18 protein-coding genes, 3 tRNA genes and 1 rRNA gene are annotated in these 23,179 nt (G+C 48.6%); 1 reads left to right on the top strand and 21 read right to left on the bottom strand.

Features of this window, described 5'->3' with window-relative positions; all coding sequences use genetic code 11:
• Positions 1-31: 31 nt before the first annotated feature.
• The 8 genes from HMPREF0980_RS13880 to HMPREF0980_RS13845 form a co-directional block, all read right to left on the bottom strand.
• Positions 32-826 (bottom strand): IclR family transcriptional regulator, encoded by a 795-nt coding sequence (locus HMPREF0980_RS13880; protein ID WP_049729707.1) that lies wholly within the window; start codon positions 824-826, stop codon positions 32-34.
• A gap of 106 nt (positions 827-932) precedes the next feature.
• Positions 933-2,441, bottom strand: coding sequence for a catalase (locus HMPREF0980_RS13875; RefSeq protein ID WP_049729706.1), 1,509 nt, complete (start codon positions 2,439-2,441; stop codon positions 933-935).
• Between the two features lie 430 nt (positions 2,442-2,871).
• Positions 2,872-3,894, bottom strand: a complete 1,023-nt coding sequence (msrA, locus tag HMPREF0980_RS13870; protein WP_049730025.1) for a peptide-methionine (S)-S-oxide reductase MsrA — start codon at positions 3,892-3,894, stop codon at positions 2,872-2,874.
• Between the two features lie 138 nt (positions 3,895-4,032).
• A tRNA-Cys gene (locus tag HMPREF0980_RS13865) sits at positions 4,033-4,103 on the bottom strand.
• 153 nt (positions 4,104-4,256) lie between these two features.
• Positions 4,257-5,690 carry a carbon starvation CstA family protein gene (locus tag HMPREF0980_RS13860; protein ID WP_049729705.1) on the bottom strand — a complete coding sequence of 478 codons (1,434 nt, stop codon included), beginning with the start codon at positions 5,688-5,690 and terminating at the stop codon, positions 4,257-4,259.
• Between the two features lie 157 nt (positions 5,691-5,847).
• Positions 5,848-6,576 carry a LytR/AlgR family response regulator transcription factor gene (locus tag HMPREF0980_RS13855; RefSeq protein ID WP_049729704.1) on the bottom strand — a complete coding sequence of 243 codons (729 nt, stop codon included), beginning with the start codon at positions 6,574-6,576 and terminating at the stop codon, positions 5,848-5,850.
• Positions 6,576-8,273, bottom strand: a complete 1,698-nt coding sequence (locus HMPREF0980_RS13850; RefSeq protein ID WP_049729703.1) for a LytS/YhcK type 5TM receptor domain-containing protein — start codon at positions 8,271-8,273, stop codon at positions 6,576-6,578. Before HMPREF0980_RS13850 ends, HMPREF0980_RS13855 begins: the two co-directional genes overlap by 1 nt.
• A 157-nt stretch (positions 8,274-8,430) precedes the next feature.
• Positions 8,431-8,502: transfer RNA gene (locus tag HMPREF0980_RS13845), tRNA-Glu, on the bottom strand.
• Between the two features lie 183 nt (positions 8,503-8,685).
• Between HMPREF0980_RS13845 and HMPREF0980_RS13840 the strand changes: the two genes are divergently transcribed.
• Positions 8,686-10,887 carry a DNA topoisomerase III gene (locus HMPREF0980_RS13840; protein ID WP_049729702.1) on the top strand — a complete coding sequence of 734 codons (2,202 nt, stop codon included), beginning with the start codon at positions 8,686-8,688 and terminating at the stop codon, positions 10,885-10,887.
• 106 nt (positions 10,888-10,993) lie between these two features.
• Here HMPREF0980_RS13840 and HMPREF0980_RS13835 read toward each other — a convergent pair whose 3' ends face one another.
• The 13 genes from HMPREF0980_RS13835 to HMPREF0980_RS13775 all read right to left on the bottom strand — a co-directional run.
• The gene (locus HMPREF0980_RS13835; protein WP_049729701.1) at positions 10,994-11,626 is read right to left on the bottom strand and encodes a DUF1847 domain-containing protein; all 633 of its coding nucleotides are present in this window, start codon (positions 11,624-11,626) and stop codon (positions 10,994-10,996) included.
• Between the two features lie 30 nt (positions 11,627-11,656).
• Positions 11,657-12,145: a glycine/sarcosine/betaine reductase component B subunit gene (locus tag HMPREF0980_RS19615; protein WP_049729700.1), complete on the bottom strand. Its 489-nt coding sequence runs from the start codon at positions 12,143-12,145 to the stop codon at positions 11,657-11,659.
• 31 nt (positions 12,146-12,176) lie between these two features.
• Entirely contained in the window at positions 12,177-12,932 is a 756-nt protein-coding gene (gene prdD / locus HMPREF0980_RS19610) for a proline reductase cluster protein PrdD (protein WP_049729699.1), read from the bottom strand.
• A 26-nt stretch (positions 12,933-12,958) separates the two neighbouring features.
• The gene (locus HMPREF0980_RS13820) at positions 12,959-14,074 is read right to left on the bottom strand and encodes a DUF3810 domain-containing protein (protein WP_049729698.1); all 1,116 of its coding nucleotides are present in this window, start codon (positions 14,072-14,074) and stop codon (positions 12,959-12,961) included.
• A gap of 155 nt (positions 14,075-14,229) precedes the next feature.
• Positions 14,230-15,612 carry a DUF6612 family protein gene (locus HMPREF0980_RS13815; RefSeq protein ID WP_049729697.1) on the bottom strand — a complete coding sequence of 461 codons (1,383 nt, stop codon included), beginning with the start codon at positions 15,610-15,612 and terminating at the stop codon, positions 14,230-14,232.
• Between the two features lie 100 nt (positions 15,613-15,712).
• Positions 15,713-16,588, bottom strand: coding sequence for a tocopherol cyclase family protein (locus HMPREF0980_RS13810; RefSeq protein WP_049729696.1), 876 nt, complete (start codon positions 16,586-16,588; stop codon positions 15,713-15,715).
• Positions 16,588-17,958 carry an FAD-dependent oxidoreductase gene (locus HMPREF0980_RS13805; RefSeq protein WP_049729695.1) on the bottom strand — a complete coding sequence of 457 codons (1,371 nt, stop codon included), beginning with the start codon at positions 17,956-17,958 and terminating at the stop codon, positions 16,588-16,590. Before HMPREF0980_RS13805 ends, HMPREF0980_RS13810 begins: the two co-directional genes overlap by 1 nt.
• A 71-nt stretch (positions 17,959-18,029) precedes the next feature.
• Positions 18,030-19,394: a GntR family transcriptional regulator gene (locus tag HMPREF0980_RS13800; RefSeq protein ID WP_049729694.1), complete on the bottom strand. Its 1,365-nt coding sequence runs from the start codon at positions 19,392-19,394 to the stop codon at positions 18,030-18,032.
• A gap of 181 nt (positions 19,395-19,575) precedes the next feature.
• Positions 19,576-20,940: an FAD-dependent oxidoreductase gene (locus HMPREF0980_RS13795; RefSeq protein ID WP_049729693.1), complete on the bottom strand. Its 1,365-nt coding sequence runs from the start codon at positions 20,938-20,940 to the stop codon at positions 19,576-19,578.
• A 210-nt stretch (positions 20,941-21,150) separates the two neighbouring features.
• Positions 21,151-21,723: a DUF6434 domain-containing protein gene (locus tag HMPREF0980_RS13790; RefSeq protein WP_049729692.1), complete on the bottom strand. Its 573-nt coding sequence runs from the start codon at positions 21,721-21,723 to the stop codon at positions 21,151-21,153.
• Positions 21,724-21,933: 210 nt separating this feature from the next.
• Positions 21,934-22,623, bottom strand: coding sequence for a hypothetical protein (locus HMPREF0980_RS13785; RefSeq protein WP_049729691.1), 690 nt, complete (start codon positions 22,621-22,623; stop codon positions 21,934-21,936).
• Between the two features lie 169 nt (positions 22,624-22,792).
• Positions 22,793-22,864, bottom strand: a tRNA-Asn gene (locus HMPREF0980_RS13780).
• A 111-nt stretch (positions 22,865-22,975) separates the two neighbouring features.
• A 23S ribosomal RNA gene (locus tag HMPREF0980_RS13775) occupies positions 22,976-23,179 on the bottom strand; the annotation flags it as partial.

Raw genomic sequence — 23,179 nt, 5'->3', positions numbered from 1 at the left:
GCGGCCTCTTGTTTTCTGTTTTTGCCACAGGCTATCTGGGATAATACCCCAGTTTCCCTGATATCTTGCTTGCAACGTGCATCACCGCTTTCGCAAGTTCCCGCTCCCGCTGCGGCTGGCTGATGCTGTGGACGCCGGCCGATACGCTGATGGCGGCTATCACATTACGATGCCGGTCAAATACCGGTGCGGCTATGGAGCCTTTGCCTTCCGTGAGCTCATTCAGAAGGAGGCAGTATCCTCTCTGCTTCGTGCGGATTAATTCTTGCCTGATTTCCCAACGGTCTGTTAATGTATCCGGAGTCCGCTTCTGCAGATTACTGTTCTTCAATATATCTTCTGCCCTGGCCGGAGCCATATAAGCCAGCAGAGCACGGCCCATGGCCGAGCAATACATAGGCTGGCGATGCCCCATCGGTATAAAAAGCTCCATCGTCCTCTCAGAAGAGCTGCTGATCAGATGGGCAACATCCGTCTTACGTGGAATCCCCATATGACCGTGTACATCGTATTTATACGAGAGTCTCTGCAGTTCCGGAAAGGCATGGCGGAACACGTCGTTATTCTGTAAGGCCGCGCCCGCAAGCGCGACGATTTCAAGCCCCGGATAGTAGAAGCCCGTAGAGTCGTCCCGTTCTAAAAATCCCCAGTCGAGCATTGTGTTAAGATGCCTGGACACCGTACTGATATTCATGTCCAGCTTCATCGCTATATCAGATGTCCGCTGCATGGGTGCAGTTTCATCAAATGTGGAAAGTATGGCAAGTGTCTTGCTGACACTTTTCGTATTAGAGACTTTGTGCTGGCTTTCTTCTGGCTGTGTCATATTAGTGGTAAACCTTTCTGTAAAGTCTTTTTTGTATATTTTTCATAATAAGTCTACCATTTTTTTGCATATTATGCAACAATACTACATCCAAACATTGTATAAGTTATGCCGGCACTGTCGCCTTCACCAAAGCTTTATGGTCTCCTTTGGACAATTCTTCTACCTTCGCCATATCCAGCCCCATGGCTTCTGTTATTCTGCGGCCATACGCTTCATCCGCCCAATAGCAGTGGACCGCATGACGGTATTTGATATTATCGCTTACCGGTTCTATATTACGTGCCGTATTCTCAATGAGCAGCGCCCGCTTATCTTCTGTCATCACCCGCCACAAATCACCGCCGGCCCTGAAGCAGTTATCCGTCGGGTCGTCCTGAGGGTCATACGCGTAGAGTGCCCCGGCAAGGTCCAGCGGCGGTTCCATCACGTCAGGCTGTGCCGCCCATTCGCCCTGGCTGTTTGGGCTGTAAGCCGGCGCTCCTCCGTAGTTGCCGTCTGTTCTCATGAATCCATCCCGGTGGTAATCATGCACTTCACACTTTGCCTTATTGACCGGTATCTGATTATAGTTCACACCAAGGCGGTAGCGCTGGGCGTCTCCATAGACAAACAGGCGCCCCTGAAGGAACTTGTCCGGTGAAAACCCGATGCCCGGCACCACATGGGCCGGAGTAAATGCGGCCTGTTCAACCTCTGCAAAATAGTTTTCCGGGTTGCGGTTAAGTTCCAGCACCCCTACTTCATGCAGCGGGTATTCCGAATGCCTCCATATCTTCGTAATGTCAAAAGGATTTTCGTAGTGGGTCTTTGCCTGCTCTTCCGTCATAATCTGAACATACATGGTCCAGCGCGGATAGTCGCCCTTCTCAATCGCTTCAAATAAGTCCCGTCCATGGCTCTCTCGGTCCTTAGCCACTATCTTTTCTGCTTCCTCGTCTGTCAGGTTCTTAATGCCCTGCTCGGTTTTGAAGTGGAATTTGCACCACACCCGCTCGTTCTTTTCATTGTAGAATGAAAAGGTATGTTCTCCAAAGAAATGCATATGCCGGAATGTAGCAGGTATGCCCCTGTCCGACATGACGATTGTCGTCTGATGGAACGTCTCTGGCAGCAATGTCCAGAAGTCCCAGTTATTTTGTGCCGATCGCATACCAGTTCTTGGATCCCTCTTAACGGCGCGGTTCAAATCCGGGAAGTTATGTACATCCCTGAGGAAAAAGGTGGGCGTGTTGTTACCAACCAGATCCCAGTTGCCCTCCTCGGTATAGAATTTCACCGCAACTCCCCGAATATCACGTTCTGCATCTGCGGCTCCCCGTTCGCCCGCCACTGTAGAAAACCGAATAAAAAGTTCTGTCGTTACACCTGGCTGCAATACTTTTGCTTTCGTCCACCGGGAGATGTCGTGCGTGACAGTCAGCTTTCCATAAGCTCCCCACCCTTTGGCATGCATCCGGCGTTCCGGTATGACTTCCCTGTCAAAATGTGCCAGCTTCTCCAGCAGCCAGACGTCCTGCAGCGCCACCGGCCCCCGCGCCCCAGATGTCAGCGAATGTTCATTCTCTGCGACCGGTGCTCCTGCTTCATTCGTCAATTTTTTCCTTTCCTCCATAATAGTACTCCTTTTCGGTTCAATATTAATAATTGTTACTATTATCAGTATATTCCTCTTTCCATATATTGTCAACGTCATTTAAGAATTCTAATATCTTCTGCGCCGCCTGCTTATGCCGCAGCATCTCGCATTTTGCAACCTTTTTATGCAGATCAGAGACAATACCCGGACACCGGTAAGAAGGTCTTCACCGGAGACCGATGCGCTTAAAAATTCCAGTACGAACAACCGCAAGCGGGAAATCAAATAAAGGCGTACGACACCCATGACCGGGAACGTACGCCTTGCCTCGTTTACCACAATAATTCAATTGTCTGTTTTATTTCTTGATTCCACCGTAATAATGGGTATCGAGATATAATGGCTTTTTCCGCATAGTCCATATCTATTTGATTTGTGGAATCGTCCAAACTCTATCAGGTCTTTGTTAGTTGAAGATTGATTTTAAAAATCCATACCCCTCAGCCTCTAATCTGTCGTATGGTATGAAACGGACGGATGCACTGTTGATACAGTAGCGGAGCCCGCCTGATTCTTTCGGCCCGTCATTAAAAACATGGCCCAAATGACTGTCACCTGCACGGCTGCGTACTTCGGTACGTGACATGTTGAAACTGCTGTCCGGATTCTCTTTCACTACTTCCGCTGCAACTGGCTTGGAAAAGCTTGGCCATCCACAACCAGATTCAAATTTATCAGCAGAACTGAAAAGCGGCTCACCGGTCACTATGTCAACATAAAGCCCTTTTTCAAAATTATCGGCATACTCGTTGGTATAAGGATGTTCCGTATCGCCCTTCTGTGTCACCCTGTACTGGATATCGGTTAGAATTTCTTTAAGTACCGTATCGCTGGGAGCCGGATAATCTTCCGTCTTAATGAGAGCCGCCACATCATCGGAACCAAGTCCGCTCTCCTTGGCAAATTCGTCGGCATCGCTTAGATTAATATGGCAGTAGCCATTTGGATTCTTATCTAAGTAGTCCTGATGATACTTTTCAGCCATATAAAAGTTGTCCAGCGGGAGAACCTCCGTGGCAATCGACGCTTTATATTTTCTCTGCAGCCTGGTTACAGCGGCCTCCGCTACTGTCTTGTCAGCTTCATCCACATAATAGATGCCGGAACGGTACTGGCTCCCCCGGTCATTCCCCTGCCGGTTTACGCTTATGGGATCTACCACTTTAAAAAAACCATCCAGCAGCATATCGGTTGAGATGCGGGAAGTATCATAGACCACCTTTACTGTCTCGGCATGACCGGTATTGTTATGACAAACTTCCTCGTAAGTCGGATTTTCCGTGTTCCCGTTGGCATATCCCACATCGGTGCTGCTTACGCCGGGAAGCCTCTTTACATAGGCTTCCATTCCCCAAAAGCATCCGCCCGCCAGATAAATGGTATGCAGATCTTTTTCACTTGCTTTTCTACTTTCCTGTTTTGTTGTCATATCTTTCTCCTCTCCATTGACCATCTTATCCTCTTGCCCGATAGGCATATTTTCAGTATTCCCTTTTTTGTCGTCAGCCGTTCTTATTTTTAATAAAACAAAAAAGCCTCGGAAATATGAATTACCGGGCTTTTCAGAAGGCGCCAACCAGAATCGAACTGGTGATAGAGGTGTTGCAGACCTTTGCCTTACCGCTTGGCTATGGCGCCATATATTGTCGTGGCCACATCGTACCTTTTGGAAGTGACCAGATGTTATTATATCAAAGCTTTGCCGTTTCGTCAATAAGAATATTTATGAATAAAGCCAAGATTCCCCGCCAGAATATTTTGTCCTGGCGGGGAATCTCGGAGGGACTATTATTATTCTGCAGCAAATTCTTTATCATCTGCTCTTTCCGTCTTTTTATAAATCAATAGCAGGAACGCTACAAGGCACCCGAATGCAAATATAATTCCCGCGGGGTAGGCAATCGACGCGCTGAGCTTAAAGCCTTCCGGCGCCATCAGGATGTATGTAAGGCTGACTGCCGACATGAACGTCGCCGGAACCACAGCTATCCATGGGGCAATCTTATTCTTCACCAGATACGTCCCTGCCGCCCAGAGCGCTATCATCGCCAGTGTCTGGTTACTCCAGGAAAAATATCTCCATACGATTGTGACATCCACCTGTGTCAGCAGTGCGCCTACTGCCAGGAGAGGTACTGTAAGTGCTACTCTCTTCTTAATAGGCTTCTGTCCAATCTTGAACCAGTCTGCTATCGTAAGCCTGGCGCTTCTGAATGCAGTATCCCCAGAAGATATCGGACAGGCAATGACGCCAACCATCGCAATTACGGCTCCCACCGGTCCAAGCAGCGTATTGCAGATTTCATACACGACGCCTCCCTGGCCGCCCAGACGTACGACCGCTTCCTGAAGTCCGCCTGTAGTCTCATAGAAAGCAACTCCGGCCGCCGCCCATACAAGAGCGATGACACCTTCTGCCACCATCGCGCCATAGAAGATCTTCCTGCCGTCCGTCTCTTTTTCCATACATCTTGCCATCAGCGGAGACTGTGTCGCATGGAATCCGGAAATCGCTCCACATGCCACTGTTATGAACATGAAAGGCCAGATGCTCTGTCCGTCCGGATGCAGGTTGCTCAGCGTAAGTTCCGGTATGTGATAACCTTTTGCGATGATTCCGCCCGCCACGCCTATGCACATGATTACAAGACAGATACCGAAAATCGGATATACCTTGCCGATAATCTTATCAATTGGAACAAGGGTTGCGAGAAAATAATACCCGATTATGACCGTGAGCCAGAATGCCGCGTTCAGTGTATTTGGCGTCAGCATCGCGAGAAGGTTCGCAGGCCCTGTCGCAAATACGACACCGACCAGGACGAGCAGAACCACAGAAAACACCCGCATAATGTTCTTCATGACCGGTCCAAGGTACAGACCGACAATCTCGGAAATGCTGCTGCCTTTGTGCCGAATCGATATCATTCCCGACAGGTAGTCATGAACCGCTCCTGCAAAGATAGTACCAAACGTTATCCACAGGAACACGACCGGCCCCCAGTAGGCCCCTAGTATCGCGCCGAAGATAGGGCCAAGCCCTGCGATATTGAGAAGCTGGATTAAAAAGATTTTGGCCGGATGCATCTTTACATAGTCCGACCCGTCTGCCATCGTCGTTGCAGGGGTGGGCCTGCTATCCGGTTTGAACGTCCGCTCTACAAACTTTCCATAAATCAAGTATCCGCCCACAAGTATTACCAGGCATACTAAAAAAGTAATCATAAAAACACCTCTCCTTCCTCTGTTTTGAGTCCCTCTCTTGTTTGTAAGGATTCTAGCATATCCAGATTCAGGATAGGTGCTTTTTTGTCTATCATGTATATATATCTGTTTAAAATGTTGTTTTTCATGTGCATGATAACGGTGGCTCTGCCGGTGTCTACGCATCGAGCAGTTCCTTGAGCTGCTTCAGCAGGCCCCGGCTCACAGTCAGCACTTCCTTTTCATAGCCCAGAAGCTTCACACAGCTGCAGTTATTGATCCATGGATAGACTTCCACCACGTATTTCAGATTGATCAAATAGCTCTTCTGGATACGGAAAAACCCTGAACCTTTCAGCCGTTCCTCATACGCGCTGATCGTGCCTGTACTGGCAATCTCCCCGCTCGTCGTATGGATGATGCACTTTCTCTTTACGGTCTCCAGATATACGATGTCCTCCACGTTTACGACCACGAGCTTCTTCTCCGTAGGAATAGAAATTCTCGAAAGCCTCTGTCCCTGCACTCCGGCCTTATCATCCAGCGCAAAGAAACGCTCCATCGTCTGGTCCACCCTCATCTTGTCATATGGCTTCAATATGTAGTTGAGCGCCTCCACATCGAATGCCTTCTCCGCATAATCGTTATATGCAGTGGCAAACACAATCTGTGCGCCAGGATGGCTTCTTCGTATCATGGATGCCAGCACCGTCCCCTCGATATCTCCAAGATGGATGTCCAGGAAAATGAGATCCGGCTCTTCCTCCGCCAGAACTTCAACAGCCGCTTTACCGCTTGCAGCCTCCAGAATCTCTGCGTCCATCCCCCTTTTCTCAAGACTCTGGCGAATCAGATATATGAGCTCGCCTCTTGTGAGCCTCTCATCCTCAATTATCATTATTTTCATCAATGTCTCCCTCCTTTCGGTATAAGGAAACTGACTGCCGTGCCTTCTGCGGAACTTTGTATGTGCAGGCCTCCCGCGGCACCGTATATGCTTTTCAGCCTTTTATGTACATTGGCCAATCCGACCTTCTCCCTCGGCATCTTGTCTTCCGCGAGCGCACCCATTACATCAGCGGGCATGCCCCTTCCATTATCCTCGACAGATACCCGCACTCCCCACTCCACAGGCGATACGCTGATATGCACACTTCCTCTCTCCCTCTTCATCGCCCCATGCTTCACGGCATTCTCCACCAGCGGCTGGAGGATAAACTGAGGCACTTCCATATGAAGTTCCTCCGGTACATCTATCTCAACAGAAAGCCGTTCTTCAAAACGGGCCTTCTCAAGCCGCAGATATGCCCTCACATGGTTCAGCTCTTCCTGAATATCTATCATATAAGACTTCGTCTGCAGCGTGTTGCGGAAGTAATCACCCAGAACAACGAGCAGCTCCCGCGCATCCTCTGGGCGTTCCCGGCAGAGCGCCGTTATGGTGCTGAGAGAATTAAAGAGAAAGTGTGGATTTATCTGAGACTGCAGAGCCTCAAACTCCGCCTTCTGGCGCAGCTCCTTCTGTTTCTGCAGATCGGACAGCTCGAGCTGGGTCGATATGACATTAGCAAGTCCTGCCACAAAATCCCGGTCCGAATCCACAGATATCTTATACTTGTGTATGAGCAGTGAAAAGCTCCCGATCACTTCCTTCTCCCTTCTAAGCGGAGCTGTCAGCATCGTGTGGTTTTTCAGGAGACCCTGCGTTGCCAGATCATCCCCGGCATTCTCGGACAGGCATACCTTATCGTTCTCCATCGCCTCCATGATAATACGGGGAACCTTATCAAGCTTCCCCAGATCCAAATCAGGGTGAAGAGCATGGGTACTCAGGATATCATTCCAATCGGTAAATATCACCCCGTCTTCACCGGTGTATTTCACGATTACCTCCGCCGCCTTGTTCAGACTGTCTATATTATACAGGCCTTTTCTCAGGTTAGGCAGACACTGGTCTGTAATGCCGAGCACCTTGCGCACGCTGTCTGCAGACTTCTTATCCTGCTGGATGAGGATAGAATTGAAGATGTGGATGAAGATGACCAGCCCAAAGGAATTGAAGATAATCATAGGCAGCCCTATCACCTTCACAAGTGCCCACGCAGATTCATATGGCCTGGCAATCAAAAGAATCAGGACCATCTGCAGAATCTCAGCGGCCGTTGTAATAATGAACAGATCCCCGTGCCGCCATTTGTGCTTCCTCACATATCCGGAAAAAGCCGCTCCGAGAAGTCCCTCTACTATAGTAGATACCGCACAGGCTGCGGCCGTCAACCCTCCGATGTCACAGAGATATCTGTGGGCCCCCGCAATGAGAGCTGCTCCTATACCGACCACCGGACCGCCCAGGATTCCGCCGGCCATCACCCCGATTACCCGTGTATTTACGATTGCCCCCTGCACGCTGATTCCGGTATAAGTGGAAAGTATGCTGATACCGCCGAACAGGAGCGACAGCAATATCTTATCCTTCCATTTGCCGGACTTTCCCGCGTACTGGAAAAAAATCCGCTTCATCCTGTCGGATTTCGTCAGTCCCTGGGCAATCAAAGCTAACAGACCGATATTCAGCATCAGATTCATAAAGATGTCCAGAACCATATGCCACCCCGCTTTCCCAACGTCTTAGTCTTTTGTATATGTCCATCTATCTGACTTTATTTTATCATCCAGCATACCGTCTGAACAGCTAAATCTGTTTCCTTTCTAACAAAAAAACGCTGAATTCCTCTAAAAGGAATCCAGCGGACTGTATGAGTGACCCCGACGGGAATCGAACCCGTGTTACCGCCGTGAAAGGGCGATGTCTTAACCGCTTGACCACGGGGCCATGCTACGCTTTTCTCAAGCGTGACCGAGACTTATGTTACCACATATTTTCAGGTTTTGCAACCATTTTCTGCAAAAACCGCTCTTTTCTCCTGTAATATCCCATATATCCGAAATAGCCGCGGTTGACAAACGTCTTTCTATTCGTTATGTTGGTAAGAGATATGTGGAAAGGAGACTGCTTATGAAATCCTTAGTCTTAGCAGAAAAGCCTTCGGTAGCTCGGGATATCGCCCGGGTGCTCCATTGCAGGAAACAGATACCTGGTGCTATCGAAGGGGATAAATATATCGTAACATGGGCACTCGGACATCTTGTAACCCTCGCTGACCCGGAAGGTTATGATAAGAAATACAAAGAATGGAACATGCCGGACCTCCCTATGATTCCGGAGAAATGGGAGCTCGTCGTAATCAAGCAGACGTCCCGGCAGTATCAATCGGTCAAAACACAGCTCTTCCGCAAGGATGTCGGGGATATCATCATTGCCACCGACGCAGGGCGGGAAGGCGAGCTTGTTGCCCGGTGGATTCTAGACAAGGCCGGCTGCCATAAGCCGATACGGCGTCTCTGGATATCTTCTGTCACCGACAAGGCTATCCGTGAGGGATTTGCAGACTTGAAGGACGGCAGGAACTATACGCCGCTTTATCTTGCGGCAAAAAGCAGGGCGGAGGCAGACTGGCTTGTTGGTATCAATGCCACAAGGGCGCTGACGTGTAAATATAACGCACAGTTGTCATGTGGCCGTGTCCAGACCCCGACACTCTCGATCATCGCACAGCGGGAAGAGGAAATCCGGCAATTCCGGCCAAAGGACTACTACGGGCTGGAATGTACGGCAGGCAGGGTGAGATGGACCTGGCAGGATAAAAAAAGCGGAAGCAGCCGCAGCTTTAACGAAAGTTTTATAAAGGACATCTCTACTGGGCTGAAAGACGCCTCCTTGAAGGTCGAAGAGATTAAAAATACAGCTAAAAGAACGCTATCTCCCGGACTGTATGATCTGACTGAACTCCAAAGGGACGCCAACAGGCGCTTTGGGTACTCCGCCAAAGAGACGCTGAACATCATGCAGCGCCTGTATGAGAACCATAAGGTGCTCACATATCCAAGGACGGATTCGCGCTATATCGGCACCGATATCGTACCGACAATCAAAGAGCGGCTAAAGGCATGTGCTGTAGGGCCATATAAAAGCATCGCAGGGCGTCTTATCAATAAGCCGCTGCAGGTTAACAAGTCTTTTGTGGACGATAAGAAGATAAGTGACCACCATGCAATCATCCCGACAGAGGAATATGTTCAGCTCGACCATATGTCCAACGAAGAACGTAAAATATACGACCTCGTCGTGCGCCGTTTCCTGAGCGTGCTCTATCCGCCTTTTGAATACGAGCAGACGACTATGAAAGCTGCTGCCGGCGGCCAGGTACTTCTCGCCAAGGGTAAGGTGGTACGCTCTGTGGGGTGGAAAGCCGTCTATGAGGACAGTTGGGATGTCGATGAAGAGGACGGCAATACCACTTCCGAGACCGAACCAGCAGACCAGGCCCTGCCGGAGCTTGCGGAGGGCCAGGCCCTCACCGTGTCCGGCATCCGCACCACTACAGGCAAGACGAAGCCGCCGGCCCGTTTTACCGAAGCTTCTCTCCTCTCTGCCATGGAGAATCCGGCCAGATACATGGAATCTGCGGATGCAAAAGCGCGTAAGGCTCTCGGAGATACGGGCGGCCTTGGCACGGTGGCCACGCGCGCGGATATTATAGAAAAGCTATTCCATTCTTTTTATATAGAGAAGAAGGGCAAGGAGATACTGATAACCTCCAAGGGAAAACAGCTGCTTGAGCTGGTTCCCACAGATTTGAAAAGTCCGGAACTCACCGCGCATTGGGAGATGGAGCTGGCCGGCATCGCTAAGGGAGCCCACAAAGACACCGAATTTATCCAGGAAATACAAGATTATACGAAGGGGCTCATCGAAGAAATCCGCCACGGAGACGGTACCTTCCGTCACGAGAATGTGACGAATACAAAATGTCCCCGCTGTGGCAAACGGATGCTTGCCGTGAATGGCAAAAACGCCCGGCTGCTCGTATGTCAGGACAGGGAGTGTGGTTACCGCGAGACGCTTGCACGCACGAGCAATGCCCGCTGCCCTGTGTGCCATAAAAAGATGGAGCTTATCAAAAGGAATGAAGAAGAAACCTTCGTCTGCTCCTGCGGCCATAAAGAAAAACTCTCCGCCTTCAAAAAGCGAAGGGAAAGAGAAGGTGCCGGTGTGTCCAAAAAAGACGTCCAGCGCTATATGAAAGAACAGAATAAGAAAAATGAACCACTCAATAATCCGTTTGCCGATGCACTGGCCAAACTAAAACTGGATTAAAGAGAATTTCGGCAAAAAGACAGCCGGGAAGATATGGACGGCGCTTCCGCGCCTTTGTCCTGTCTCTTCTCCGGCTGTCTGCCGTTATACATTCCGGCTCATATATCTACAGCCCGAATTTCCCTTTATAATAGCTCTCCGCATTGTACAGGGCCGCCGCCGGATTATGTCCGAGCACCCTGTCCTTTGTCACGGCGGTAGTGACAAGTGCATCGGAATATTTATAAAACAGGCTGTCATGCCCGACGCAGAGGCCTACCACAACGTTCAGATCCGTCTTTTCTTCGTTCAGCAGCTTTGCCTGCAGTATCGGATTGCACATCGTCGTGCCTACTCCTTCACATTTCTTCGGAATGCCCACATCCACCTTTGGCACCGTTCCGACCTTACAGCCTACACCATAGACTTCAAATCCGTGCTTCCGGAATATCTTAGCGAGCGTCCTGCTCTCTCTGATCAGGCCTACGCACGTAGCTATCCCTATCTTATGCGCTCCCATCTTGCGGGCAAAGTCCATAATCTCTTCCACCCTGGTATATTGGCAGTAATGTTCAAATTCTACTTCTGCTGCAGCAACCATAGCTTTCTTGTTATCTTCTACCTCATAACAGGCAAGAGCTTCCCCAAGCACTTTCTCATCCATATGCGTCGTCAGGCAGAAAGAGGGGAACCCCTTATCACCATCATTACAATTCGTCACCGCACAGTCGATGCAGGACAGCTTCTTTGAATCCTTCATAATAGCCACCCATACAGGGCATGTCCCGCCCTATCCTTCCTTTTCCTTTTTTCTCATTTTCAGCTTCAACATTGCCAGCGCTTTCCTGGCGTCCGTCTCCGTCACTGTATTCTGCGCCAGTACCGTCGTCTCATCCCCTGCCTGCCGTCCTTCATTCAAAGCCTTATAATAGCAGATTACACCGTCCATGTATTTGTTCTGGACGACAAAGTCCGCCGCCGGGCAAAGGCTTAACGCCACGACAGGAATGCCTCTCGTCTCTGCCGCCTCCATAGAATGTGCATAGTCTACATGGTTATTGCCCAGCCCGTTGCAGGAGAACACCGCTCCATCCACACGCATGCACTCAAGGGATGCCCCCACCCGCTCCGCCGATAAATATTTGTCCTCATTCTTATCCGGTGAACCGACGATCACTATCCCCCTCAGGTTCACATCCTCATCTTCCGACAAGGTTTCTACAAGAGGATCCCTGTAATAGTGCAGCGTCGTCTCCTTCATACTTGTTCCAAGTCCCATAATACGCCTCCTCTATCCTGCTTGCATGACATCAGTCCATGGCATGCATGACACCGTCACGGAATTCATTCGGAGTGACTATCACCGGCATGCAGCCCATGTCGATAACCGAATGGCCGCCTTCAAAGCCGCCCGGTTCCACTCCAAACATCCTCGTGTCGTACACGGCTCCCTGCCCGGACACTTCCTTAACGATTACGACATCCTTGCGTCCTGGCTTATAAGTCTCCTGGAACACATGCTTTTCGGTACATTTGTATCCGCTAAAACGTTTCATCTGTTCCCGGAATATCTGGCAGAATCTGTCACAGGCACGGTGAATGGCTTCCGGCCCGGAACGGTCTGCCCACGTATGCTCCTTAAGCACCACATCGAAGGAAATCAAAGTGTCGCTCTTAAGCGGCGTCCCGGCCTGCCCCCAGGATATCTTGTCCTCCAGAATTCCGTCGCTTGCACCAAAATTACACACCTGCCTGCCGCTTTCATCTATCCCTGTCAGGATAACATATACGCCGGTGAGGGTATGTGTGATGCCCTCCCCCACTCTCCCGAACACTTTTGTAGACAGGGGAATAACATCCATTACCGTGTTCGTGTGCTGACGGTGCTCATCCGGCCGTATAATGCGAATCTGTATATCCCTGATCAGCGGCTCCTTCCCCCCCAGCTCCCGTGCGGTCTCCTTGTGTATTGTCATCGTCCCGTCCACCGTGACCTCGTTCTCTTGGCCGTACGAGATATGGTCTACGTGGTATGCCCGGACCGTCAGTCTTGACCCTGTGTCCATATACTTGTTCACCTCCCTGGCTGCCCTCAATCTGTATGGGCAAAATAATAAGCAACAATCAAATCTACCATCTTGTCGTAGCTTTCTACACCTTCTTCCTGCCCGTTCGCCTTCAGATATGTATCGTTTACCTGGTTAGCCACCTCTGCAATCCTTCCGTCGTACCTCTCCCAAAAGTCATGATTCGCCTGCAGATCAGGTTCGATATCGGCGGACAGTCTGGCGCGCACTTCCTCATAGGCCTCATAATCTTCCTTATGCAGTATATTCATGCAGTAGATCCACCCCATAAGCCTCCCGCTGTATTGGAAATCTCTTCTTTCCGAGTCGGTACAGGCGAGCCATGCAATAAAGTTAGCCTCCTGCTCCTGCATGAATCCTTTCAGATGAGAAAGCTCGTGGCATGCCGTAAACGGTATATTATAATCTGTCATCGCACTGTTATAATTTGCCTCTATTGTAAATGGAGAATAGATGCCGGTCAAGTTCTGTACCGATAATATCCACGAGTTAAGAAGGCCTTTCGGAACCGGATAGTATCCCGACAGTTCCTGATATGTCTCCCCCAGCGCTTCCATTGCCTCTACCGCCCCTTCTTTCTCATTCTTGTCAAGCACCATGACTCCATCGGCGTTCCGCCTGACGGTACCGCTCGCTGCGTTGACTTCGTCCGTAAGCCAGATGCACACTTCCTTCAGCTCATCCACCGTATACTCTCTCGTCTGCAGTCTTGCACTGTCAGAAAAAGAAGTGCGTTCATAATTCACTCCGCAGTTCCATGCATAGATAAAAAACAGCATGCCTGCCGTCAGAAAAATCCCCGCCAGGAAGTTTACTGCTGCGGTCCGGCCATCCTGCCTCCTGAAAATCTTAAGCACAGTGCGTGCCGTCCACACCGCCAGTGATAAAGACAGCACATACAGCCCAATCTCTGCAAGTGAAAAAGGAAACATCCCGGATATCCGCCCTATAATTCCTTCCAGCCTGCTGTAGATATGCTCCGAGTACCAGTCCGCCATGCCGGTAACCTTTTTCGCCGCATATAGCAGAAGAAGGCCCGATGCAAAGAATATGCACCCGGCTGTCATCTTCCTCATGTTACCGCCCTTCTGCCTGTTACCGTCTATTCTGTTACGCTCCATATGTACCTCTCACGTCCATCCATGTTCACTGCTCCTGATATTAAGTCTATCAATATTCCGGCACGATTACCAGTGGAAGATATGTGTAATAACAGGGAGGGCTTACGGGCAAAAGGCAGCCGGAGTCAGTACCGGCTGCCTTTGAACTGTTCTGCCTATTCATATTTTGTCATAGACATCTGGCACACTTTATTCGTCTCCGGGTCTATGTCAATCTCACACTGGCTGAAATAGCTGCTTTCGTCTGACCATGTAAACATATGCAGTGACTCCCCTTCATATGTGTCCTCTGTCTCCCCATACTTCGCCAGCACGTCATCTTTAGCGGTTCCGACTGTTATGCCTCCTGGAAACAGGATGCTTAATCCTCCCTCTTCAAGCCCGTAATCATCTACAGATATGCCGCCTACGAGGCAGCCCTCTGCACTCTTCGGCTCACCTGATGTATTAATCAGGTCTGCCATAATTTCATTCCCGTTCTTGTCTTCAAAATACGCCAGCACGTAGCCGTCCGCCTCCACGCTCGTATCTCCCGGGGTGTACTCTGTGTCGAGCGCCAGCCCCGCCTCTTCAAGGTCAGATATGCTGCAGGGAAGCGTTACGACCTTCTCTCCTATCTGGACGGTATAGCTGTCCCATTTATCTCCTAATTCTTTGCTCTGTTTGGCCGGCTTCGTCTTTGCCTTGCCGGAACCATCGTCACCGGAATCCCCGTCAAGTCCGCTCCCGGCAGCCGCAGCCTCCTTTGCTTTTTTCGGTACTTTAATTTCATCTACCTTGTCATATTCGTTATAGGTAAGTTCCGCATAGTATTCCTCTACTTCAAGTCCTTCGTACTCATCCCCCATCATTTTGGCAAGGACATCTTTCATATCTATATGTATCCTGGCCGGCAGGATACTGTCCTCGTAAATGTCGATGATACAAGGAATCTTGGCGTCTTTCATTCCATCCGCATCCAAATCGACTCCAGATGTAACAGAATCGAGCATATCCTGGTCGATAATCCCGCTTAAAAGCCCACCATCCACCTTACCTGTGAGCTCATAGCACTTTTTATCATTGACTTTGACTAAATCCTTCTTGAGCTCAAACGATTTATAAGCCTTTTTGAAACCCTCATACATCCCTTCATCCAGAACATTTTCTCCTGAATCTGTAGTCTGCTTTGTCCATTGGTCCTGAATATATGTATAAGATATGATCTCATCTTTTTCTTTTACCTGGTAGACTTCCATGTCAGTACCAAAATCTGTACTGCCGAATTTGATACCGACCTTACCTTTTATATGACTTGCCATCGGCTTTTTCGTAGCTGTGATATCTGCATCCAGATTTAATGCCAGAGTTTCATTATCATCTCCCAACTCAGCGGCAAGCTTCATGTTGCTGGACACTGATTTGATCTCCTTGCTGTTCTTGTCCATATCTGTCAGCAGATTCTCCGGCGTCGCCTTCTTGCCGCATCCTCCGGCCATCAGTGCCGCAGCGAGCAGCACGAGCCCCAGAAGCCAGACGTTTCTCAATTTCTTTTTCATAACCTCTCCTCCATCTTCCTTTTTGATGTCTTGATAATCAAAGATAATTCACCTCTATTATGCCATAAAATTAACAATAAGAAAAGCACAGCGGCACAAATTATGTCCGCTGTGCTGTTACAGATTCAAAAGATGCACCGTTATCTGTAATATCCAATATGCGCTCCCCGCCATTCCACATCTGATACCGTACCCTGCATGACGGACTCTCCCGTATTATCCTGCTCATACTGCCTTTCTGAGGAGCATACAGATCAAAGGACCTCTCCCCGAGCTTTGTAACTTTAAGGTGCATCTTACCTTGCTTCACGTGCACTTCGCTCTCGCTATAGTGGATGATTCTGGCCCCGAGATACGTAGCCATGCGGTACATATGTCCTCCGATATATGCCGCGCTTATCGTGCCGAAAAAGCTTCTTCCCCACAGTGGCACATCCGCGGCCGAGAGCATGATGCTGCCCTCCTGCTTCCCGGTAAGCAGACACTGTGTCCAAACGTATTCTTTCGGAAACGAATGCCCCCGGTCAGTCTCAATATACCCCAGGCCGTTTTTCATCTCTAACTTTTTTCCGTTTACCGTCAAACAGCCTTCTGCCCGGTGTCTCATGCTCACGATGCCATGGCTGCATTCCAGGAATGGGAGCAGCCGGAACGGGCCCATGATATCTTTTTTCAGTCTCGTGAACGGCCCGTAGCTGATAGTTCCGTGAATTGACAGTTCCTTACTCTTTATATTTATCCTGATGCCCCTTTTTGAGAAAATATTCTCCCCCATTTTGATTCTGAAATTCTTCTTATCAATCATGCACTCAGATACCGGGTAGGAGATGCACCAAGAACCTTCCTCCGTAATGACCTGTACAGAAGCCTCCCACTCTCCTGTTATTCCGGCATGTACCGCGGGGATAAAAGCAATCATTTTACCGTCAGCCTGATGCTTCAGGTACCATCCTTCAAAATAAGGAAATTTATCCATCAGCTCTCACCTCCCACGCTTATATCCTTCTGTGCCGGACCGTCCGTCACTCTTCCTTTACAGTCAAACCGGGAGCCGTGGCAAGGACACTCATACGTCTTTTCATCGGGGTTCCATGACAGATGGCATCCGAGATGGGAACAGCGAGTGGTCCTTACGTTATCCTTTTTTTCAACCGGAAGCTTGGACGGCTTTGTCAATGTGGCTGCCGTATGGCCGCTCTCTTTGATAAGGCTGCCCGCCGCGCTCCGCCCGATATGGCGCTGCGGAGAAAAGACTTCCTCATAAGGATTGTGCTCACCGCATATCTGGTCGGATAGTATCATGGCAGATACCATAGAAGACGTCATGCCCCATTTCTGGAATCCCGTAGCCACATACCAGTTCTGCTTCCTGGCGCTGAACCGTCCTATATACGGTACTCCATCCAATGTCATACAGTCCTGCGCCGACCACCGGAACGCCTCTTTGCTGTCCGGCCACCAACGGGCCGCTGCTCCCTCCAGCTTCTTGTACTGACCGCCGTACTCATTATCCCCTGTCCGGTGTGCTCCCCCTCCGATAAGGAGGAGATCTCCGGCTGTACGCACGGAAAGGCTGTCCTCATCAATTCCCAGATATACCCCCTTTAGCGGGGGAGCCCCTTTCACCGCCAGTACGTAGCTTCTCTCCTGGTGCATTCTCATAAAATAGTAGCCCGGTATATTTACGAATGGATAGTGGCAGGCGAATACGATATTTGCCGCCTGGACATTTCCCTTATCCGTCTCCACGCCGTTATCTGTCACCTTTATCACTTTCGTATTCTCATATACCGTAACTTCCTCAGACAGAGCTTTTAAAAACTTCATCGGGTGGAACTGTCCCTGTGAATCGAAGCGGAGGGCTCCTTCTATCCGGAATGGAAGCTCCGTATCCTCCGTCCATTTTGCAGGAATCCCAAGGCGCAGCGCCGCCATATATTCATTGTGAAGTTCTGTCTTTTTCCTGTCTGCATACAGATATGCCGGGCATTCCCTCCAGTCACATTCTATCTTCAACCGGCGTATTACGGACTCATACTCTCTTATTGCCGCCTGGTTGGCCTGCGCGTACTGCCTTGCCAGCGCTTCACCCTTCGTCTTTATGAGCCCTGCGTATATCAGGTTGTGCTGTGAAGTCACTTTGGCAGTCGTGCATCCTGTCTGCCCGCATCCGATGCGTCCTGCCTCAAGCACAATGCATTCCCGCCCCTTCTTCTGCAGTAAAAAGGCGGTCAGTATCCCTGCCATACCGCCTCCGATTATAACGGTATCTATACTGATGTCCCCGGCGAGTGGATTGCGTGCCGGAATCGCTATAGTCTCTTTCCAGTAGGATTTATTCTGCATATTTTTCACCTCTCGTATAGCATGCTCCGTTTCTGGTAAATATATGCAGCTGTTATCCCTCTAACCCTATACTAAAAAGGCAGCGTCAGCTCTTCAAGACCCTCGATTCCCATAAAAGCTGCCTTCGCTTTGGAAGATCTGAACATTACGGAAAAGGACATTTTCAGCGCCTCTCCAAACATCAAGGCATCACCGCCCGCCAGTCCGGCCATCAGCTCTCTTGCCTGCCTGTCCAGGTTGAGACATGGCTGCAGACAGGACAGAGGCTGGCCTAATATAAGATATTGCAGAAGCTTATTGTATATCTCCCGCAACGAAGGCAGCTCCATCTCATCCATCAACGCCTTAATGCAGATATAACTTATCGTACCTGCATGTTCCTCCCTCTCCATCAGGAGTTCGATATCGTTTTTTACTCTCTCCCTCTTCTCAACGTTCATAAACGGAAATGCGCGAATCGCCAGTGATTGGGACGTAATCGCCAATATGTGTACTGAATACAGATACAGCCTGACATTTTTATTGACAGCAGGTGAACGCCACTTCACTCTCCTGCGCCCTTTCTCCGGTGATATCACCCTGGTGCCTTTACCGTTCACGGACTCGGCCATTCCCAAGTCATTCAGCAGCGCAATAGCCCTTCGCATGGTAATGATGGGAGTTGATGTCTGCTCTGCCAGTACCCTGGCAGAAGGAAGAAATGTATCAACAGGATATTCGCCACTGTTAATCTTATATAGAATTTTACCTGCTGCCACAAGGCAGGTCCTTCGCCTGCCCCATTCGTACGTATCCTCTGAAACCGCTCCCTTTTCAGTATTATAAGCCGGACATCGCCGGGCAAACTGGCTCCATAAAGTTTTTCCTTCCTCCTCTTCTCTGACACGCAGCAGTTCATATAGCAGCGGCGACAGTTCCCTGTACACCTCTTCCCACCCTTCTTTTGGCCGCCCAAAACGCGTCAGTAAGGCTGGATATGTCACTAAGGCCACATCATAATACAAATCAATTAAAAGAGGATTCTTCAGCCCTTTGATTACATGGGCCAAAAAATCCATAGTTGGTTCGTCCCAGGAGAGGGCAGGGCGGTTCAAAATACCATAGAGCTTTTGAATCTCCTTTTCGCTGCAGGCATTAAGCCCGTAAAATAAGACTTCCGGGAAGATCAGGTCAAAGCTGCGTAAGATGTCCTGCATGAGTTCCTCGCTCACTACGAATTCATCAAGAGTGGTCTTCTCTTGTTCTGCACTATGATTACCCGCAACCGTTCTTCTCCCTCTTACATTCAATATCCGTCCATCCTTTTCAAGCAGCCTGTAGGCTCCACGCGCTGCCATCGCAGATACGTTAAAAAGTTTGCCAAGCTTCTGGACGGAAGGGAGCGGCTCTCCTTCCCGATAGACCCCCATAGTGGATACGGGCCAGCAGGTATCCATAAATCATAATATCTAGGTTCCTAGTCTTCACTTTTTAAGCACCTCCCGATTATTATTTATCATTATATCACGATATAGGTACGTGCATAATATATGAATATAGCAATAGGCCTGCGAACCGGTCAGCCGGTTCGCAGGCCTATTGCTATATTCTGATTGTTCCCTTCAAAGTCAGATGTGCCTATATGTTAAAAAGGTCGTTCAGAGCTTCCCCCATCGTCGGATGTGTAAATATCATATCCTTTAATGCCGTATAGCGGAGCCCTGCATCCATTGCCAGTTTTACGAGATTAATCAGCTCATGGGATTCTTCGCAGAAGAGATGGGCCCCGAGTATCCTGCCGGTATCAGCATCCACCACTGCCTTCAGAAGTCCATCGGGCTGCCTGACTACCTGGGCTTTTGGTATTGCGGCGGCTTCTAGTCTTGCTGTCTTTACTTTGAAGCCCGCTTTTTCCGCTTCTGCTTCACTCATTCCAACCCTGGAAAACGGAGGGTTCAAGAACACGCTGTACGGAACCGCCCCCCTCTTTTCAAGTGTATAGCTTCCGTCTCCTAATACTTTAGAGTGTACTATCCTATAATCGTCCAGAGAGATATACGTAAACTGCAATCCACCCACTACGTCGCCCATTGCAAAGATATGAGGTGCGGTTGTCGTCCTTGTATCATCTGTTATGATGCCGCCTCTCTCATTCGTCCGAACGCCGGCTGCCTCCAGATTCAGCTCCTGCGTATTTGGCCTCCTCCCAGTAGCAACGAGCACGGCCTCTGCAGCGAGCATATCCGAACCATCCTTCGTGCTGATGATGACTTCCGCATGACCCGCTGCCTCTCTCACTTCCTCCACCTGTACCTCTGTAAGCACCCGGACACCCCGCCGCTCCAGATTGGCCCGGACTTTATCGGCAATCTCTTCGTCTTCCCTTGGCAGAAACACGCCCCCGTCCTGAAGGATGGATACCTGGGCCCCAAAATCCGCATAAATCGATGCAAACTCAACACCGATATATCCGCCGCCGATAATGACCAGGTGTTCCGGCAGTTCCTCTAAGTCTAGCAATGTCTCACTGATATATACGTAAGGATTCGCCTTTATCCCTTTGATAGGAGGAATGAACGGTGAAGAACCTGTATTGATATAAAATTGTTCTCCATAGATGATCTGTTTTCCATCCGGACTGTCAATCTCTGCTTCATGTGGAGATAGAAACCTTGCTTTGCCATTGATAACTGATACGTTGGGGCTGCTTTCCAACTTATCGTAGTTCTTTCCCCTCAGCTTTTCGACAAGCACATTCTTTCTTCTTACGGCCTCCGCGTACGCCTCCCTGCCCGCCTTACATCCGCTTGACGCTTCTCTTGCACTGTTGACAAGCGATTTGGTAGGAATACATCCGACATTGATACAGGTGCCTCCATACATCTTTTCTGATTGTTCAATCATCGCTACTTTCTTTCCCGCATTTCCGAGAGCATTTGCAATCGTCTTGCCTCCTTTACCAAAGCCGATTACAACTGCATCATAATAATTATTACCTGACATGACATACCTCCGCTTTATATGTATATTTTTTAGTTACAGTTTATACTGTAACTTTATCATATACAGTTCAACCTGTCAACAATAAGATTACGCTCAAAAGCCACCCGCCCCGTGCAGACCTATGGCAGAAAACATAGTTTGCTGTTCCAGGAACTCCCATGACATATTCTGAGCACTGAGATTCAGCATGGAGAATGACGCTGGTACGTATCATTCTAGCGCTATGAGGTCTGACCTTTCATAACGATTATGTCCCTGTAATTTCTTTTTGTATTTCCAGCACTTAATCGCTTCCTCCAAAGATTTCCCCTGATTATCGGCAAAGAAATCCCGGATATATGTATTGTACTCAAATTGTTTATCAATTTTAGTTTTCCCTTTTTTCTTATCTTCAAGAATCTGATAATAGGCAGCAATTGCTTCTTTATAAGACTTACCCGCATTGCTTTTTAACCATTTCTGAAAAGCCACATGGAAAGTAAAGCTGCTCCCGATATGTTTCTTAAAAAATGCCCTATGCCGTTCAGAGCAGACAAAATCAGCTTCAATCTCTGTATCCTCACAAATATCAGATACAGCCGCCAACCGTTTCCTGACTATCGGAGCCGGTAATTTTTTGCCTGTATCAAGAAAATAAGCAATCCTGTCTGTTATTTCTAATTTCCCTCCAGAAGCAGGCAGGTTATTTTCTCTGCAAAAGTCTACTAATTCTTCTTTTAAATAATAATAATTCCTAAATGTATTACTATCTAAATTTTTATCTAAAACTGGTCTTTCGGACATATTATTTACTCCTTTACATTCCCCGGCGACCTCGATAATATGGTTGTCCGGATCAATTCAATTCTTTTTAATAGCATTCGTTCCACTAAAGATGACACATGCACATCCGAGTATATACCAAATCACCTCATGGCGGGATATTCCTAAAATTATAAAAATTATAGCCGCTATTCCATAAAGTATTGAATTTGACTTTTTACTTTTAAATAATTAACTTATTTTCTTTTTCTGTATTTTATCCCAATTCCTGTTCTCGCACCAGTATACCATGTTATCTGCAACATCAAACACCATTGATACCACAGTGGGGCATATTGTTTGTGCAGTCTGCTTTAGTATTTCAAAACAATCTGAAACATCAAACCCCTCATTATTATGTTCAAGCATTTCCACAGCCTTATTATACCTGTCCCATCCCATCCAAGGGTGTTGCTCGGTGCTTCCTTTAAACGGAGAGAAATTCGTTAAGACAGAGTATTTCGGCTTTGGCAAATATCGTATTCCCTGTCCTGGAACTATTTGTAATACGTTTCCAGCCCTATCTGATAATTGTGATTGGAACGTGACACCCGGAACACTATAGACAGGTTCACACTCAACAATATCTTTAATTTCTCCTAATGTTTTTTTACTTAGAAGCAAATCAATATCCAGCATAATGACATTTTTACAATCTGCATTCGCAGGATTACTTCTTTCATCGAACGGCCAACATGTTGGCATAGCTACGAAATCCCCCCTGGCATTCGCCCCAAATAGAGGTAACCATCCTTCTTTTTTATCATTTATTGCAATATAAACTTTATCATTTTCAGCTACAACCTTGTATTCCATGTCCAAAATATCAAGATTCCAGCCTACAATAGTCTTATTACCATTTGAAACTATGCTTGTACACATATTCTGTTCTCCTCCTGTTGTTCTCACATAATCTCCGATATGTTGAACTACTCGTTAAATTCTCGTTTACCACTCTCATCATATGGTATAGTTGTAACTGTTACAATAAAATATGTCCTCCTTATGATTAAAAGCCCTGCAAACAATGACGTTTGCAGGGCTCCCTGAACTCCCCGAGTTGGGTTTGAACCAACGACCCTTCGGTTAACAGCCGAATGCTCTACCGCTGAGCTATCGAGGACCACCTATATTATTATATCCCCTTGCACCCATACTATGCAAGAGGTCCTGTACATGTACCTTCAAAACCGCATACAAGAAATATCATCCATCCATTACCTATCCACCATCTCTGGTCATGCCCTCGACCGATTAGTAGCAGTCAGCTCCATGCATTGCTGCACTTCCACCTCTGCCCTATCTACCTCGTCGTCTTCAAGGGGTCTTACTGCTCGCGCAGGGATATCTCATCTCGAGGGGGGCTTCACGCTTAGATGCCTTCAGCGTTTATCCCGTCCCGGCTTGGCTACCCTGCCATGCTCTTGGTAGAACAGCA

It is taken from the genome of Dorea sp. D27 (assembly GCF_001185345.1).
Classification (GTDB): Bacteria; Bacillota; Clostridia; order Lachnospirales; family Lachnospiraceae; genus Extibacter.
The sequence above is the reverse complement of the archived record's forward strand: the minus strand, read 5'-3'. Positions and strand labels throughout refer to the sequence as shown.

Coding starts and splice junctions, on each gene's coding strand:
- HMPREF0980_RS13880 (WP_049729707.1), bottom strand. CDS start 826: ATGACACAGCCAGAAGAAAGCCAGCACAAAGTCTCTAATACGAAAAGT.
- HMPREF0980_RS13875 (WP_049729706.1), bottom strand. CDS start 2,441: ATGGAGGAAAGGAAAAAATTGACGAATGAAGCAGGAGCACCGGTCGCA.
- msrA (WP_049730025.1), bottom strand. CDS start 3,894: ATGACAACAAAACAGGAAAGTAGAAAAGCAAGTGAAAAAGATCTGCAT.
- HMPREF0980_RS13860 (WP_049729705.1), bottom strand. CDS start 5,690: ATGATTACTTTTTTAGTATGCCTGGTAATACTTGTGGGCGGATACTTG.
- HMPREF0980_RS13855 (WP_049729704.1), bottom strand. CDS start 6,576: ATGAAAATAATGATAATTGAGGATGAGAGGCTCACAAGAGGCGAGCTC.
- HMPREF0980_RS13850 (WP_049729703.1), bottom strand. CDS start 8,273: ATGGTTCTGGACATCTTTATGAATCTGATGCTGAATATCGGTCTGTTA.
- HMPREF0980_RS13840 (WP_049729702.1), top strand. CDS start 8,686: ATGAAATCCTTAGTCTTAGCAGAAAAGCCTTCGGTAGCTCGGGATATC.
- HMPREF0980_RS13835 (WP_049729701.1), bottom strand. CDS start 11,626: ATGAAGGATTCAAAGAAGCTGTCCTGCATCGACTGTGCGGTGACGAAT.
- HMPREF0980_RS19615 (WP_049729700.1), bottom strand. CDS start 12,145: ATGGGACTTGGAACAAGTATGAAGGAGACGACGCTGCACTATTACAGG.
- prdD (WP_049729699.1), bottom strand. CDS start 12,932: ATGGACACAGGGTCAAGACTGACGGTCCGGGCATACCACGTAGACCAT.
- HMPREF0980_RS13820 (WP_049729698.1), bottom strand. CDS start 14,074: ATGGAGCGTAACAGAATAGACGGTAACAGGCAGAAGGGCGGTAACATG.
- HMPREF0980_RS13815 (WP_049729697.1), bottom strand. CDS start 15,612: ATGAAAAAGAAATTGAGAAACGTCTGGCTTCTGGGGCTCGTGCTGCTC.
- HMPREF0980_RS13810 (WP_049729696.1), bottom strand. CDS start 16,588: ATGGATAAATTTCCTTATTTTGAAGGATGGTACCTGAAGCATCAGGCT.
- HMPREF0980_RS13805 (WP_049729695.1), bottom strand. CDS start 17,958: ATGCAGAATAAATCCTACTGGAAAGAGACTATAGCGATTCCGGCACGC.
- HMPREF0980_RS13800 (WP_049729694.1), bottom strand. CDS start 19,394: ATGGATACCTGCTGGCCCGTATCCACTATGGGGGTCTATCGGGAAGGA.
- HMPREF0980_RS13795 (WP_049729693.1), bottom strand. CDS start 20,940: ATGTCAGGTAATAATTATTATGATGCAGTTGTAATCGGCTTTGGTAAA.
- HMPREF0980_RS13790 (WP_049729692.1), bottom strand. CDS start 21,723: ATGTCCGAAAGACCAGTTTTAGATAAAAATTTAGATAGTAATACATTT.
- HMPREF0980_RS13785 (WP_049729691.1), bottom strand. CDS start 22,623: ATGTGTACAAGCATAGTTTCAAATGGTAATAAGACTATTGTAGGCTGG.